This is a genomic window from Arthrobacter sp. Rue61a, from assembly GCF_000294695.2.
Taxonomy (GTDB): Bacteria; Actinomycetota; Actinomycetes; order Actinomycetales; family Micrococcaceae; genus Arthrobacter; species Arthrobacter aurescens_A.
Map to the genome: position 1 here is coordinate 1,058,770 of NC_018531.1, position 15,179 is coordinate 1,073,948.

A 15,179-nucleotide genomic window follows, 5' to 3' on the forward strand; every position below is an offset into this window, starting at 1 on the left:
GACTGGTAGGCACCATGGATATGTTGTTTGACCCCTACGCAGACGGACCCTTCAAAGCAGGCACCAAAGCCGCAGTCAAGGCTGCCCCGGAGCTCTCCCTTTCCGGGGGAGGCGCGTCCGGGCCCCGCCTCCAGGAGGGAACTGCCGCATCCGGGCACGCCCCGCAGGGGCCCGCCTCCGGAGGATGGGGCAACCAGGGCGCCCACGGACTGCCAAATGCTGAGGCCCTCCTCCAGGGACTGAATCCGCAGCAGGAAGAGGCCGTGAAGCACGCCGGAAGCCCCCTGCTGATCGTTGCAGGTGCAGGGTCCGGCAAGACCCGTGTGCTGAGTAACCGGATCGCTTACCTGATCGCAACCAAGCGTGCACACCACGGCGAAATCCTTGCGATCACCTTCACCAACAAGGCAGCAGCGGAAATGCGGGAACGCATCGAAGCCTTGGTGGGCGCCCGTGCCAAGGGCATGTGGATTTCTACGTTCCACTCTTCCTGTGTGCGCATTCTGCGCCGGGAAGCTGCCAACGTTGGCCTGAATTCCAACTTCTCCATCTATGACTCCGCTGATTCGCTGCGCCTCATTACACTCGTGGCCAAGAATCTGGACCTTGATCCCAAGAAGTTCGCCCCCAAGGCCATCCAGCACAAGATTTCGGCGCTCAAGAACGAGCTCATTGACGCCGACTCCTACGTTTCCTCGGCAAACCACAACGACCCCTTCGAGCAAGCCGTGGCCGAGGTGTTCAAGGGCTACACGCAGCGTCTCCGGCAAGCCAACGCAATGGACTTCGATGACCTCATCGCGGAAACCGTGTACATGTTCCGGGCCTTCCCGGCGCTCGCGGAGTCCTACCGGCGCCGCTTCCGGCACGTTCTGGTGGACGAGTACCAGGACACCAACCACGCCCAGTACGCCTTGGTCAGGGAAATCGTCGGCTTGGGAACGGACACGGGCGTCGAACCGAGCGAACTCACAGTGGTGGGCGATTCCGATCAGTCCATTTATGCCTTCCGCGGAGCGGACATCCGCAACATTGTGGAGTTCGAAGCCGACTATCCGAACGCCCGCACCATCAAACTTGAGCAGAACTACCGCTCCACGCAGAACATCCTCAGCGCAGCCAACTCGGTGATTTCCCGCAACCCCAACCGGCAGGAAAAGCGTCTGTGGACCGCGGAGGGCGACGGCGAGAAAATTGTTGGCTACGTGGGGGAGAACGAGCACGACGAAGCCCAGTTCATCGCCAAGGAAATTGACCGGCTGCAGGACGAGGAAGGCTTGCGTCCCGGTGACGTCGCCATCTTCTACCGCACCAACGCCCAGTCGCGTTCCATCGAGGACGTTCTGGTTCGCGTCGGCCTTCCCTACAAAGTGGTGGGCGGCACGCGCTTCTATGAGCGCAAGGAAATCAAGGACGCCCTGGCGTACCTGCGCGTCCTGGTGAACCCGGACGACGACGTCAACCTCCGCCGGGTGCTGAACGAACCCAAGCGCGGGATCGGCGATCGCGCCGAGGGCGCAGTTGCCGCGTTGGCCGAGCGGGAACGTACCTCGTTCGTGACCGCAGCGCGCCGCGCAGACCAGGCGCCCGGCATGGCAACGCGCTCCGTCAACGCCGTACTCGGATTCGTGAAGCTGCTGGACGACCTCGCGGAGGTGGCCTCCGGCTCCGGTGCTGCCGCTGCTTTGGAGGCAGTCCTCGAACAGACCGGTTACCTGGCGGGGCTGCGCGCCAGCAACGATCCCCAGGACGAATCCCGCGTAGAGAACCTCGCGGAACTGGTGGCCGTGGTCCGGGAGTACGAACGCGACAACCCGGATGGGTCCCTCGGCGAGTTCCTGGAGCAGGTTTCCTTGGTGGCCGATGCCGACCAGATCCCCGATGCTCCGGGTGCGGACATTGACGCCGCCGTCGCGGAGGCCAAGCGGATGGGCGTTGTCACCCTCATGACGCTGCACACGGCCAAGGGCTTGGAGTTCCCCGTGGTCTTCCTCACCGGTATGGAGCACGGTATTTTCCCGCACCAGCGCTCGGCGACGGATCCCAAGGAGCTAGCGGAGGAACGCCGCCTGGCCTACGTGGGCCTGACCCGTGCCCGCAAGCGCCTTTATGTCACGCGCTCTGAGGTTCGCAGCATGTGGGGCCAGAGCCAGTACAACCCCGCCAGCCAGTTCCTGGAAGAGATTCCCTCCGAACTTGTGGAGTGGAAGCGCGAAGGAATGAGTCGCCAGGCCGCAGGTGGCTGGGGGAGCGCCCCCATCGGGTCCAACCGCTACGGTGGTTCGTTCTGGGGTGCGGGCACATCCCGCGGTGCTGCCGCCAGCCCAACCGCAGGGTTCGACGCCGACGTCCCCGCCGCCGTCGTACGCAACAGGGTCCAGCCGCAGAAGGAAGTCATTTCCGTGGTGGTGGGGGATAAGGTCAACCACACAAGTTTCGGCAACGGAGTGGTGCTCGGCATCGAAGGCGCGGGCGACAAGACGGTGGCGAAGGTGAAGTTCGACGTCGGCGAGAAGCGGCTGCTGCTGCGGTATGCGCCCCTGACCAAGTTGGATGCGTGAAGCCGCACGGCATAATGAGGGACATGCAACGGACTGTTTGGGCGATCCTGGCTGCCTTGGTCATGGTGCTGGCGGCGGGATGCTCCTTCGCCACTGAAGATCCTGACTATGTACCTCCTGCCCCGCTGCCGCCGCTGGAACAGCTCCAACAGGTGCCTGTCACCGAGCAGACCACACTGTCCGCGGGCGAGGATGTCACCGCGTTCGTTACGGCTGACAAGAACATCGTGTGCGCCATGACCTCCGCACGGGGCGGGCACCTCAACCTGCCCTACGAGGCCAACTCCTACTCCGACGCCGCCAACAACAAGTTCGCCGTAGTCCCTGTAGTTCATTGTGAGCTGGCGAAGTATGCCAAGCCGGATACCGGCGACATCGCTGGCGACTGCGCGGGAATAGGTCTCGGCTATCTTGGCGGGACGGTGCTCCTCACTCCGGAGAAGGCTGTCTATGGCTCATGTCGTTCCGGCGTAACACAAATGGAGTCGGAGTTCGGGCCTAAGGGCAGCCGTGACGGTCCCATCTCCAAGCTCCGGGAGTTGGCGGACGGGCAGAACATTGAACGCAACGGTCTGCGGTGTTCGGCCTATAACGGGGGCGTTGCCTGCGGAAACGTCTCAGGTGGCGTGGCGTTCTTCGTAAGCCGCGAGGGATACCAGTTGATTTCCGACGGCGGCAAAACGGTCCGCGGGAACCTGAAACAGGGGTCCTGATCGCGGCCGGAAGACGGCCGAACAGTCCAAAATCCGCGTCATTATGCGGTTTTTCTACATCCGATAGAAGTGTAAGGTTACTCACTTAACCGGTAGTGTGTAGCTGGCGGGACTCCTCAAAGGGCTAAAGTTCCGAGAGGACCTTACGCAATGTGACCGGCTTCAATCCCGGTTGTTACCGCGTACTTTCCGCAGCTGGCTATCGCGGTCATCGCGGTTCCCGGCTGAACAGAAAACTACTTCGACGTAGAAGGACACTAAACCGTGGACCTGTTTGAATATCAGGCGCGCGATATGTTCGAGGCGCACGGTGTACCCGTGCTCGCCGGCATCGTGGCGCACACTCCTGAAGAAGCGAAGGCAGCTGCCGAGAAGATCGGCGGCGTAACTGTCGTAAAGGCACAGGTTAAGGTCGGTGGCCGCGGCAAGGCTGGCGGCGTCAAGGTTGCCAAGACTGCCGAAGAGGCGCTTGAGCACTCCACCAACATCCTGGGCATGGACATCAAGGGCCACACCGTCAACAAGGTGATGATCGCCCAGGGTGCTGACATCGCCGAGGAATTCTACTTCTCGGTCCTCCTGGACCGCGCCAACCGCAACTACCTGGCCATGTGCTCGGTAGAAGGCGGCATGGAAATCGAGCAGCTTGCAGTTGAGCGTCCCGAGGCCCTGGCCAAGATCGCCATCGACCCCGCTGTGGGCATCGACCAGGCCAAGGCTGACGAGATCGTCGCAGCTGCAGGTTTCGCTGAAGAACTGCGCGGCAAGGTAGCCGACGTCATTCTGAAGCTCTGGGACGTCTTCAAGAAGGAAGACGCAACCCTGGTTGAGGTCAACCCTCTGGTCCGTACCGGCGCTGGCGAGATCGTCGCCCTCGACGGCAAGGTCTCCCTGGATGAGAACGCTGACTTCCGCCACGTGCACCACGCACACCTGGAAGACAAGGACGCAGCTGACCCGCTGGAGGCCAAGGCCAAGGCGCAGGACCTGAACTACGTCAAGCTGGACGGCGAAGTAGGCATCATCGGCAACGGCGCCGGTCTTGTGATGTCCACCCTCGACGTCGTTGCTTACGCCGGCGAGAACCACGGCAACGTGAAGCCCGCCAACTTCCTGGACATCGGTGGTGGAGCATCCGCCGAGGTCATGGCCAACGGTTTGGACGTCATCCTTGGCGATTCCCAGGTCAAGAGCGTGTTCGTGAACGTCTTCGGTGGCATCACTGCTTGTGACGCCGTTGCCAAGGGCATCGTCGGTGCACTGGCTGAGCTCGGTTCCTCCGCGAACAAGCCGCTGGTAGTTCGCCTCGACGGCAACAACGTTGAGGAAGGCCGCCGCATCCTGACCGAGGCCAACCACCCGCTGGTTACCCTGGCCGCCACCATGGACGAGGGCGCCGACAAGGCCGCCGAGCTCGCCAACGCAGCTAAGTAAAGGGACGCGACAATGTCTATCTACCTCAACAAAGACTCCAAGGTCATCGTTCAGGGCATCACCGGCGGCGAGGGCACCAAGCACACCGCCCTGATGCTCAAGGCCGGCACCAACATTGTTGGTGGCGTCAACGCCCGCAAGGCCGGTACCACGGTCCTGCACGGCGACAAGGAAATCAACGTCTTCGGCACCGTCAAGGAAGCCATCGCTGAAACCGGCGCAGACGTCTCCATCGTCTTCGTTCCCCCGGCATTCACCAAGGACGCCGTGGTTGAAGCCATCGAAGCCGGCATCGGCCTGGTAGTTGTCATCACCGAAGGTGTGCCGGTTCAGGACTCCGCCGAATTCTGGGCACTCGCCCAGTCCAAGGTCGACGCAGACGGCAAGCAGATCACCCGCATCATCGGACCGAACTGCCCCGGAATCATTACCCCCGGCGAAGCCTTGGTTGGCATCACCCCGGCGAACATCACGGGCAAGGGCCCCATCGGCCTCGTGTCCAAGTCCGGTACCTTGACCTACCAGATGATGTACGAACTCCGCGACCTCGGCTTCTCCACCGCGATCGGTATCGGTGGCGACCCCATCATCGGCACCACGCACATCGACGCCCTCGCTGCGTTCGAAGCTGACCCGGAGACCAAGGCAATCGTCATGATCGGTGAGATCGGTGGCGACGCTGAAGAGCGCGCAGCCGACTTCATCAAGGCCAACGTCACCAAGCCGGTTGTTGGCTACGTTGCCGGCTTCACGGCTCCCGAGGGCAAGACCATGGGCCACGCAGGCGCCATCGTTTCCGGTTCTGCCGGTACGGCCCAGGCCAAGAAGGAAGCTCTCGAAGCCGCTGGCGTGAAGGTCGGCAAGACGCCGTCCGAGACCGCCAAGCTGCTGCGCGAAGTTTACGCAACGCTCTAGCCTTTACAGCTAGCTCACGACGACGGCCCGGCGCCTTCCCCACGGAAGGCGGCGGGCCGTCGTCGTTCTTTAAGTAGCTGACGCGGGCCGAAGAGTCTGGGGGAAAACTCCGACCCGCGCCAGGTCTATGGGGCTGGCTAGGCGATGATCTTCAATGCCTGCCAACCGGTGCCGAGGCTGATGGGAGGTACGGTGCTGAACGCTCCGCTGCCTGTGCCCGGGTACAGCCACAGGGTGTCTCCGATGCGGCCTACGACGTCGTTGCTGCCATCGCCGTTGAGGTCGCGGGGCCCGGCTATCGATGTTCGGTTGTCCCAACCCGTGGAGATTTGCTTCCACTGGAGCCATCCGCGGGTTCCGTTTCCGGGGTAGAGCCAGAGGGCGCCCGTGTCCGAGCGTCGCGCCAGCACGTCTCCCTTTCCATCTCCATTAAAGTCCCCCGTGCTCAGAATTGCATTCATCACGTTCCAGCCGGTTCCAATGGTTGTGGGTGTCCTCTGACCGCCGGTTCCGTTGCCTTCGTAGAGCCGCAACTCACCGGAGCTCAGCCGGCCAATGAAGTCCGGAATACCGTCGCCGCTGAAGTCGCCGGGGGAGAACAACTGGCTCATGGTGCTCCACCCGGTGCTGACCTGAACCCGCGCTCCGAAACTGCCTACGCCATCGCCCGGGTAGAACCACAGGACGTCGCCTGCGCGGGCCAGCAGGTCCGGTTTGCCATCCCTGTTGAAGTCACCGGGAGTGATGGCCTCATTCACCGTTGACCACGCCGGTGCCGCCAGGGCTACCTGCCGTGTCAGAACGCCGCCTGCGCCGTCGCCTGGATACAGGTACAGGTTGCCGGCGGTATCGGAGGCAAGGACATCGGCTTTGCCGTCGCCGTTGAAATCATGGGCCGACGGCGGTCCGGCTGCGGGCACGGTGTACGTCTGGCTGCCCACGGTCGAGGTGTTGCCGGACGTGTCCACCCCGATGTACTTAAGGACGAGGTTGGAACTTCCCATGACAATCGGAGCCGCGTACTTGATGTTTGTGGCTGATTCCGTTGCCGTGGGCGTGCTGCCGTCGGTGGTGTAGTAGATGGCAGCTCCGGGTTCATTCGCCGAGAGGGTGATGGTGGCCCCGCTGGCCAATGCGCGGCCGGTGGGGTTGGCTGTCACCGTGGGAGCCGTGGTGTCCGGCGGAACCGTGTACGTCTGGGTGACGACGTCGGAGACGTTTCCGGCAGGGTCCGTGGCGAAGTATTTCAACGTCATGGGAGCCGTGCCGGGGAACGCTATCGGTGTTGAGTACACCTGCCCGGCCGTCAACGGGTCGGTACCATCGGTGGTGTATTTGATCACCGAGTTCGCTTCATTGACCGTGAGGGTGATGGTGGTGCCGGGAGCGTAGGCGCCGCCCGCCGGGTTCGCCGTTACCACCGGTTTAGTCACATCCGGGCCGGTGGAGTATGTCTGGGTAACCACGGCGGAGGGATTGTTCGCAGAGTCCACCGCGAAGTACTTCAGGGTCAACGGGCCATTCACAGTGATGGGGGTGGCGTATGTGCTGCTGGCCACTGTGGGAGTAGACCCGTCCACTGTGTAGTAGATGGAAGCTGGCTCATTCACGGTCAGTGTGACCTTTTGCCCGATGTCGTAGGTGCCACCCGCGGGTGTGGCTGTCACCACGGGGGCAACGACGTCCGCGGTGATGTGTGCCTCGAACTCAGACAGGCCCACATTGGTGGTGGTGCCGCTGACGGAGCTGATGTTGAAGCGCACGGAGCTGACCGTCCTGGCAGGAAAGTTCACTGTCAGCCCTGAGCCGTTGTTAGGCAGTGCGGTAACCGGAACAGTGCTGCCATCAGAGAAGACAAGGTTGCCGCCGGTTACGTGGTCACTGGGCAGAGGCCGGTCAAAAAGCGTCACGGCGTTGATGGTCCGTGCGGGGGAGAAGTTGTACTGGATCCAGCTGCCGGCCTTGCCCCCGTTGGTGACCCACTCCCGGTTGGCGTCCATGGGAGTGCCCCAGGCATATCCGTCCCGCGCTTTCTCTGGACTTTGTCCCGAGGCTCTCTGAGAGGACGCTGAGACGGTTGTTCCCGCCGATTTCGCCGCGTTGCCGGTCCACTCGATGGCTGTAATGTACTGCCGTTTGAGCCAGTCGCTGTACGGCACGTCCGGGCAGATGTTCCCGCACAGGAACTCATCGAATTCGGCAAAGTGCCTGAAGGTGTTGACCTTACTGGTGAGTTCGGCGCCAGTGACGTTTTGCGCGTACTCGTCGATGACATAGGCATCGTAGGCGGACGAGGTATGCGGTCCGGTGTAGGCGCGAGTGGCTAACTGACCGAATTTTGCCGCAGCCCAGTGGTCGCTGTGGTCATAGGGGGTGGTGAAATTGCCTGTCCAGTCCTGGGTGCGGAACGTGGTGGGTTTGTAGTTGGCCACCAGCCGGTTCAACACAGTCTGCAGCAGCGATTTTGAATACGTGGCCGATCCGTCCACAGGCCGAATTGAAGAAATGCGTCCGTCCCACAACTTCAGGATGCTCTGGCCATTGAAACGGCTGCTGCCATTGCCGTTGGGGAAGCCGTCCGGAAGCCTCAGGAAAACCACCGAGATATTCGGCGCCGCGTTGAGCGTGTGGACAGTCACCGGTCGCTCGGGTACACCGGCGTCCGAAGCCGTCCATGCATTGGCGACCCCCGCCATCAAGGCGTAGCTTGACCGGATCCCGTCCTCAAGACCGGCCCAATATGATTGGCCTTCTCCGGCGTCGCCCGCTGTGAGGTAAATCGTCTGGACGCAACGCTTTGCTTGGACATCCCGCATGAAATCGGGGCTGATGAAGATCAGGTCGTCGTCCGTATGGGCGACGATCTGCTGGGCACCGCCGGTCCCGGGACAAGGGGGTACGGCTGCCGAGGCGGGCGTGGCAAATCCGAAGACAAACGAGGAAAGGGCAACAGAAAGGCCCAGCAGGAATCCCAGGATCCGCCGGGCCAATGAACGAGTGCTGATGAGTGATGGGCGAGTATGACGACGAGCGTATTTCGGACGGTCCACAACCATGCTCCTTGAGCAGATGTTGGGCCCCCCAGCCGGCAAACTTACGACGCCCCCAGGACGTCATTTCGAATGGAGTTATTGCTGCCGCGATGATCAGAGGTGGTGAAAATCGATGCAGTGAGCGTTACTGTACTCCCGTGGATGGGCCATGGGTAGGGTTCCGGCAAACATCCACAAAGTTCTGGAACGGCAGCAACCGCTCGGCGTCGGGCAACTGGGAAGCCTCCGGATGCCATTGAACCGAAACCACCCACCGCGAAGGGTCTTCCAAGGCTTCCACGGTTCCATCGTCTGCCACGGCAGTGACCAGGAGGCCTTCACCCACCCGGGACACGGCCTGATGATGTCCGGAGGCGATCTTGATGGTGCTCCCCTCAGGGGATCCATACAGCCCCGCAGTCTTGGAACCGGCCGTCAGGAGCACGTTATGCCAGGCCCATTCGCTGGCCTCGGGATCGTGGGGATCCAGGCCGTTGTGGTTCACTGCCGACGGTGCCATGTCCTGGATCAGCGTTCCGCCGTAGAGGACGTTCAGCAGTTGGTGGCCGCGGCAGACGCCCAACAGCGGCAGACCGGCGTCGATGGTTGCCCGGGCAACATCCATGTCCAGATGGTCCTGCTCGGGGTTGACATCGTAAAGGGACGCGTCAGGGTCCTGCCCATAGAGGCGCGGGTTGATGTCGCCGCCGCCCGGCAGCAGGACGCCGTCGAGCGTTTGCATCTCGGTGGCCAAGCGCCCGGCGCTGTCAGCCAACACCGGGGTCAACAGCACCGGTTGTGCGCCGGCCTCACGCAACAGGTCCACGATGAACGTAAAGAGCTCGTTGGCTTCACCCACCCGGGCGTCTGGGGCGTCCGAACTGCTGAGACGGACCGGGACGCCGATACGCGGCCGAACAACTTCTGAACTCTTCATGCTTCATGATGCACCGGATCAAGGCCCGGCACACAAACGGCTGCACCACTACGCTGAAACCATGAACCGCTCCGGAGCTTTGAACCCGAGTCCGCGAACTCTCGACGTCGAAAGCGTGGTCCACTTCCACCAGCTGGTGAGTGCAGGGGCCGGCTCCATGAACGGCTGGCACGCGCAATCGCTGGACCTTCGGGGCCACTCGCGGGACCTCAAAGCCTTGAACCCCCAAGGTGCGATTTTCCTGGGGTGCACTTTCGACGACGGGGTGGAGGAGAGCCTCCGCCGGCGGGGAGCGCTCATCTTCCCCAAGCTTCACAATGTGCCGTTCAATCCCTACCGCGGCGGCGTTTACACGGCCAGCGAACTGTATGAGGGCATCGCCGTCACAGAGTACGAATCCACCCTGGATGCCCGCGTCTACCAGTGGAGCATCCTCCCCGGGCAACGGGGCAGCCTGGACGCCACCCTCGCAGCGGCCCTGCACGACCACGCAATCGGCGACGCCCTGGACGAACTGCTGGACCACGGGGCACTCGCCGGGACCAAGCTGGTGGGTGTCATGGGAGGACATGCCGCGCAGCGCGGCACCAAAGAATTCGCCGACGCCGCAAAGCTGGGACGGTTGCTGGCACAGGCGGGCTTTACGGTGGCCACGGGCGGGGGTCCCGGCGCCATGGAAGCCGCCAATCTCGGCGCCTACTTGAGCGGACTGCCCGACGCCGACTCCATCGTCGCGCTTGAGGATCTCGCCGCTGTGCCCGGGTTCAGGCCCTCCGTGACGGCTTGGGCGCGGCAAGCAGCCGCCGTCGTCGAACGTTATCCGGACGGCACCCCGACGCTCGGCATTCCAACATGGTTCTATGGTCATGAGCCGCCCAATCTCTTTGCCACGCACATCGCCAAGTACTTCGCCAACGCTGTCCGCGAGGCCATCCTGCTGGAGCTCTGCGACGGCGGCATTGTGTTCCTTCCAGGCGCGGCCGGAACGGTGCAGGAAATTTTCCAGGACGCGTGCGAGAACTACTACGGAGCCCCGGAGACCATCACACCTATGGTGTTGGTAGGGCGCGAACACTGGGAACGGACTTTCCCTGCCTGGCCCATGTTGCAGAGCCTCGCCGCGGGGAAGCCCATGGCGGACAAGATCTTCCTGGTGGACACCGTGGAGGATGCGCTCGCGGTGGTAGCCGGGTAAGTGGTGGCCGGCTAGCCCCTTAGAAATCCTTGCTGCAAGGACCCGTGCCCAGCTGGGCGAGCCCTGTCCGGTCGCCTGCGGCGAATCCGCGGACCCAGGACGCTTGGTCGAACATGAGTTGCCGGGGATCGTCCACGTGGTCCAGGCCCAGGAGATGTCCCAGCTCATGCATGATCACAGCCACGCCGATCTCCTCTCCGCTGGGGGCGTCCACGATCTCCGCGAATTGTGGCGCATCCAAGGACACGGTGCCTGTCACATAGGCCTTGTAACCGTTGCTGAGGCCAATGGAGGAGCTGCCACCAAGGCCCACGGTCTGCCCGGTCAGACGCGGAACCTGCTCCGGTGTGCTCCAGGCAATAAGCACGGGCGCCCAGCGGTCCCCGTACCTTTCGGGCTGGTATCCGGGCCTGGTGGGGGAGGGAACTTCGGAACTGGGTCCGTCATAGATGAACTTCAATCCCGTGGCTTCGCTGGCCTGTCTCACGGCTTCCTCCACCAATGGCTGCCAGGACGGCGGGGCCAGGTCCGAGTTGACCACGTAGTGGATGGGCCTGCAGGGAGAGTAGGCCAGCGGGGTTCCGTCTTCCTTGACGGCCAGGAACTTGTACGAGGAACTGGTGCGGCCCAGTGGTCCCGGCGTGCCGAGCGGCGCGTCGGCTTCCTCGAGTCCCGGGATCGGGTCCTGGCGTTGGCCGAACGGTACGAGCCCGGGCCGGGGTGCCTGGCTCTGTGTGGCGGACGATCCGTAGAGGAGGTGCTGGAGTTCGCCGCTGAAATAGGCTCCTGCGCACACCAGACCGAGCACGCCGAAAAGGAACAGGATGGCCGCGATGCTGCTGTGCTTGATCGGTGGCCTGACCGGGGGAGGCTCCGGTGGGCGCGGGGTATGCGGAAGGTAACTCGGACGAGGGGGATCGTGGTCCGGCCACTTGGGCGACCCATAAGGTTCCATGGAACCCCCTGACGTGGAGGCCGCGACGGAAGGTGGGGCGCCGCCGTCGGCCGTATTCGCCAGCATAAGTCCCACTCCGCCGGGAGTCCATGCCGCGAGTGCTTGGCGTGCGAAGGCGCTTAGATGTCCTTGCGGCAGGGCGCCGAGGCAAGAAGGTACAGGCCGTTCAGGTCGCCCGCCGCGAGTCCGTCGGGTGCGCCGATCTCCGGGTACATGAGTTGGATCGGATCATCCACGTGGTCCAAGCCCATCACATGGCCCAACTCGTGTTGCATGACTGCCAGGACGTAGTCGGCCCCGCCGGGACTGGCCAGCAGTTCCGTTACCTGCGGAGTGTCCAGCTCCAAGCTCCCGGTGATGTAGCTTTTGGGGCCCTTGTTGAGGGAGTACATGGTGCTGCCTCCGGTCCCGATGACGTTGTCGGCCAGGGCCGGTGCCTCCACGGGTGTGGTCCACGAAATCAGCAAGGGAGCCCACCGGTCACCGTATTTGGACGGCTGGTAGGGTTCGCGCCGGTCTACCGGCACCTCGTCCGTGGTGCCATCGTTGACGAACTGGATGCCGGACGCAGCGGATATATTCGCCAAAGCGGTGGCCAGCAGGTCATCGGAGCCGGCAGGTGCGGACGCGTTGTTCACGACGTAATGAAGCGGACGGCAGGGCGAATAGCCCACCGGAGTGCCGTCGTCGTTGGTGGCCAAAAACTTGTACGAATCGTTGGTGGTTCCCGGCGCCGAAGGGGAGGCCAGCGGGGCGTCCGCTTCCTCACGTCCGGGCGGCGGTGCGTCAGGGGCGCGTGCCGGTTCCGCTTCGCCCGGCCCGTCCTGCGGTGAACCCGGAACGCTGACGCCCGGGAACAGCGCGGTGATGCGAGGGTCGCCCTGAAGGAATCCACTCACCAGGACGGCGACGACGGCGGCAATGACGGCCATGAGGACGCCGCGGAGAATACGCACGGCTGTTCCAGTGCGTCGGTGCCTGGGCGCACGCGTTGCTTCCCGCTCCGGGTCCACGGTTCTCCATTCCTGATGCCCTGGTCACGCGGGGCAGCGCGGAGGACGAACCAACATTACGGTCTCCGGACCGAGCCGTCCAAACTTAGACGATAGCCGCGCCGAACGCCAGACCCAGCCCGTACGTGGCCGCCGCCGCTCCCAGGCCAATGGCAAGCTGCCGCAGCCCGCGGCTCAGCGGCGAGGTTCCGGACAACAACCCGACGACGGCGCCAGTCGCCAGGAGCGCGATGCCCACCAGAACGCCGGCCACCAGCAAGGCGGCGATGCCCGTCATGCCGAAAATGAACGGGAGGATGGGCACGATGGCGCCCGAGGCGAAGAAGCAGAAGCTGGACATCGCAGCGCCCCATGCTGAACCCACGGACTCGTGGTCGTCAATGGGTGGCTTCTCCGGCTGCAAGGAGAGGCTTGGGTCGCAGTCGCAGCTGAACAGTCCCATGCGCTCGGCAGCGCGGTGCTCCGCGGCTTCGCGCGTCATGCCCCGGGCCAAGTACACCAGGACCAGTTCGTTGTGCTCGATGTCCAACGACGGCGCCGCGGTCAGAGTGGCCTGCGTGGGCAAAGTGGCATTAAGGAGTTCCCGCTGTGAGCGGACTGAGACGTATTCGCCCGCACCCATGGACAGCGCACCGGCCAGGAGACCCGCCACGCCACTCATGAGCACCACGGGGCTGGGCACTCCGGTTGCGGCCATGCCCATGACCAGGGAAAGGTTGCTGACCAGGCCGTCGTTGGCGCCAAAAACGGCGGCGCGGAACGTTCCGGAGAGCCTGTTGCGACCACGCGTGGCAAGGCCCCGGACTACTTCTTCGTGGATTTGTTCATCTGCCACCATGGCAGGCGTCGCGGCAGGTTCGGTTCCGTACGGGGAGCGGCCTTCAGCGCGCTGCGCAAGGGCGAGCACAAACACGGAGCCGAAGTTACGGGCCAGGAAGCCCAGGAACCGGCTGCGGCTGGACGCTGCCTTGGGCATTCCGGCGTGCTCGCCAAGGAGCTTGAGCCAATGGGCCTCGTGCCTGCCTTCGGCCTCGGCCAAAGCGAGCAGGATTTGGCGTTCTTCGCCGTCGCGCCGCTGGCAAGCTCCCGGTAGACGGCGGCCTCGGCACGCTCATCGGCCAGGTACTGGCGCCACCGGCGGATGTCCGCGTGCGAGGGAGGCACGGCTGCTGATTCGGGGGCTGCTGAGCCGGGGGTGGGGTCCGGAGCTGGGCTCGACGAACTGTGGGATTCCTGGTGCATCTGCACTTTGTCTCCTGTGCTGGGTGGGGTAGTTGCGGCCCCATTGCACGCCCCACACTACCGCTTATCCGCGCCGATTTTTGGCTGGTATTCCTCACCTGGAATGTTCGGTGCACCGTAATTTCCTTGACCCTTGCCCGTGCCGGTGCTCAGATGGAAGGACAGGGACGGGGCCTTCCCGCCACTGGATTCTGCATTCGGGTCAACGGGCCGAACCGGCCCACGAGACGGAGGTTGCACCATGAACACCACCGAATCACACGCCAACTACCCGGAGCGGACAACCATTGAGTCCGACCCGGCCTACGACTACGCCGAAGACCAGGAAGTGGATGAGCCCTGGGTTGAGGAAGTGGACGCCCCCGAGGACGACGAACGTGTGGTCCCCCTCGACGAAACCGAAGAATTCCGCGACGAGGATGAGGAAATCTAGGATGGATAGTCGCGGCTCAGTGTGAAGTGACGTTGGAGGCCCGCCCGCTTCCCGACGGCCGCAACAGTCACCGTCAGCGTCCTTGACGCCTCACACCAGCGCGTCGGCAGTATGGCTTTGGCCAATGCTTGCGCGATCAGCTGCGGCTCGGGATATGCGAACTTCCCTGTCCGGGCCTTTGTCGTGATGGTCACCGTGCCAAGGAAGAGGTCGACGGCGGGAATCACCGGGACCGTGGGCGTTTTCGCCGGGGTTCCTGGTGCTTCCAGGATGCTGGGTGTTTTTGGGGTGCTTGCTGCCGGGGTGGTATCGCCTTGGTACGGCAAGGGACTGCTCCTTGGGAGAGTGCTCTTGCCCGCTCGGTTGTCTCTGGTCCGGGACGGGCCGCTTCCTCATCCGAACCACCCGTGAACATGGGGTTGGTGTGTGGCCAGTCGGAGCTTGGCACCACATCTCTTGAAGCTGGGACCACCCTATCCCATGGCTGCCCGGACGACCCGTTGCGAGGCCCGTTCTGCGCCCTGCTTTGCGCGCTTTGGGGTGGTCTTGCGTGTAGAGCGGGCCTTCCAAGGGGTGGGCGTGCGTTGTGGGGCCTGGTTTGTTGTGGGGCCTGCTTTGCGCGCTTTGGGGTGGTCTTTGCGTGTAGAGCGGGCCTTCCAAGGGGTGGGTGTGTGTTGTGGGGCCTACTCTGCGCACTTTGGGGTGGTCTTTGCGTGTAGAGCGGGCCTTCCAAGGGTGGGGGCATAACG

11 protein-coding genes, 1 pseudogene and 1 riboswitch are annotated in these 15,179 nt (G+C 63.5%); of the genes and pseudogenes, 6 read left to right on the forward strand and 6 right to left on the reverse strand.

Annotation, left to right across the window (positions count from 1 at the left end; translation table 11 throughout):
- The first annotated feature begins 14 nt into the window (after positions 1-14).
- The 4 genes from pcrA (at position 15) to sucD (ending at position 5,623) form a co-directional block, all read left to right on the forward strand.
- Positions 15-2,561, forward strand: a complete 2,547-nt coding sequence (pcrA, locus tag ARUE_RS05015) for a DNA helicase PcrA (RefSeq protein ID WP_014920933.1) — start codon at positions 15-17, stop codon at positions 2,559-2,561.
- A 14-nt stretch (positions 2,562-2,575) separates the two neighbouring features.
- A complete protein-coding gene (locus tag ARUE_RS05020; RefSeq protein WP_014920934.1) occupies positions 2,576-3,274 on the forward strand; it encodes a hypothetical protein in 699 nt (232 codons plus the stop codon).
- 264 nt (positions 3,275-3,538) lie between these two features.
- Positions 3,539-4,708: an ADP-forming succinate--CoA ligase subunit beta gene (sucC, locus tag ARUE_RS05025; protein WP_011773779.1), complete on the forward strand. Its 1,170-nt coding sequence runs from the start codon at positions 3,539-3,541 to the stop codon at positions 4,706-4,708.
- 12 nt (positions 4,709-4,720) lie between these two features.
- Positions 4,721-5,623, forward strand: a complete 903-nt coding sequence (gene sucD, locus ARUE_RS05030; RefSeq protein WP_011773780.1) for a succinate--CoA ligase subunit alpha — start codon at positions 4,721-4,723, stop codon at positions 5,621-5,623.
- A gap of 137 nt (positions 5,624-5,760) precedes the next feature.
- On the opposite strand, the gene ARUE_RS05035 is transcribed toward sucD, so the two are convergent.
- Together ARUE_RS05035 and ARUE_RS05040 are read right to left on the reverse strand one after the other, a co-directional pair.
- Positions 5,761-8,679, reverse strand: a complete 2,919-nt coding sequence (locus ARUE_RS05035) for a chitobiase/beta-hexosaminidase C-terminal domain-containing protein (protein WP_014920937.1) — start codon at positions 8,677-8,679, stop codon at positions 5,761-5,763.
- Positions 8,680-8,800: 121 nt separating this feature from the next.
- The gene (locus ARUE_RS05040; RefSeq protein ID WP_011773782.1) at positions 8,801-9,592 is read right to left on the reverse strand and encodes a gamma-glutamyl-gamma-aminobutyrate hydrolase family protein; all 792 of its coding nucleotides are present in this window, start codon (positions 9,590-9,592) and stop codon (positions 8,801-8,803) included.
- 61 nt (positions 9,593-9,653) lie between these two features.
- Here ARUE_RS05040 and ARUE_RS05045 point away from each other — a divergent pair, with 61 nt between their 5' ends.
- On the forward strand, positions 9,654-10,787 hold the full coding sequence (locus tag ARUE_RS05045) for an LOG family protein (RefSeq protein ID WP_043471046.1): 1,134 nt from the start codon (positions 9,654-9,656) through the stop codon (positions 10,785-10,787).
- Between the two features lie 19 nt (positions 10,788-10,806).
- On the opposite strand, the gene ARUE_RS05050 is transcribed toward ARUE_RS05045, so the two are convergent.
- The 3 genes and pseudogenes from ARUE_RS05050 to ARUE_RS05060 all read right to left on the reverse strand — a co-directional run bounded on the left by ARUE_RS05050 (position 10,807) and on the right by ARUE_RS05060 (position 13,997).
- Complete coding sequence (locus ARUE_RS05050; RefSeq protein ID WP_014920939.1) at positions 10,807-11,808, reverse strand: matrixin family metalloprotease; 1,002 nt, start codon at positions 11,806-11,808, stop codon at positions 10,807-10,809.
- 53 nt (positions 11,809-11,861) lie between these two features.
- Positions 11,862-12,698, reverse strand: a complete 837-nt coding sequence (locus ARUE_RS05055) for a matrixin family metalloprotease (RefSeq protein WP_014920940.1) — start codon at positions 12,696-12,698, stop codon at positions 11,862-11,864.
- A 142-nt stretch (positions 12,699-12,840) separates the two neighbouring features.
- A pseudogene (locus ARUE_RS05060) lies at positions 12,841-13,997 on the reverse strand (VIT1/CCC1 transporter family protein).
- Positions 13,998-14,238: 241 nt separating this feature from the next.
- Between ARUE_RS05060 and ARUE_RS05065 the strand changes: the two are divergent.
- Positions 14,239-14,430, forward strand: coding sequence for a hypothetical protein (locus ARUE_RS05065; RefSeq protein WP_014920943.1), 192 nt, complete (start codon positions 14,239-14,241; stop codon positions 14,428-14,430).
- Here ARUE_RS05065 and ARUE_RS05070 read toward each other — a convergent pair.
- Complete coding sequence (locus ARUE_RS05070) at positions 14,427-14,756, reverse strand: hypothetical protein (RefSeq protein WP_014920944.1); 330 nt, start codon at positions 14,754-14,756, stop codon at positions 14,427-14,429. The genes ARUE_RS05065 and ARUE_RS05070 overlap by 4 nt on opposite strands.
- A gap of 16 nt (positions 14,757-14,772) precedes the next feature.
- A riboswitch (SAM riboswitch) is annotated at positions 14,773-14,892 on the reverse strand.
- Positions 14,893-15,179: the final 287 nt, after the last annotated feature.

Excerpts from the sequence above, each read along its gene's own strand:
- ARUE_RS05020 (WP_014920934.1), top strand. The coding sequence starts at position 2,576 with ATGAGGGACATGCAACGGACTGTTTGGGCGATCCTGGCTGCCTTGGTC.
- ARUE_RS05050 (WP_014920939.1), bottom strand. The coding sequence starts at position 11,808 with ATGCTGGCGAATACGGCCGACGGCGGCGCCCCACCTTCCGTCGCGGCC.
- sucD (WP_011773780.1), top strand. The coding sequence starts at position 4,721 with ATGTCTATCTACCTCAACAAAGACTCCAAGGTCATCGTTCAGGGCATC.
- ARUE_RS05035 (WP_014920937.1), bottom strand. The coding sequence starts at position 8,679 with ATGGTTGTGGACCGTCCGAAATACGCTCGTCGTCATACTCGCCCATCA.
- ARUE_RS05040 (WP_011773782.1), bottom strand. The coding sequence starts at position 9,592 with ATGAAGAGTTCAGAAGTTGTTCGGCCGCGTATCGGCGTCCCGGTCCGT.
- ARUE_RS05045 (WP_043471046.1), top strand. The coding sequence starts at position 9,654 with ATGAACCGCTCCGGAGCTTTGAACCCGAGTCCGCGAACTCTCGACGTC.
- ARUE_RS05065 (WP_014920943.1), top strand. The coding sequence starts at position 14,239 with ATGAACACCACCGAATCACACGCCAACTACCCGGAGCGGACAACCATT.
- pcrA (WP_014920933.1), top strand. The coding sequence starts at position 15 with ATGGATATGTTGTTTGACCCCTACGCAGACGGACCCTTCAAAGCAGGC.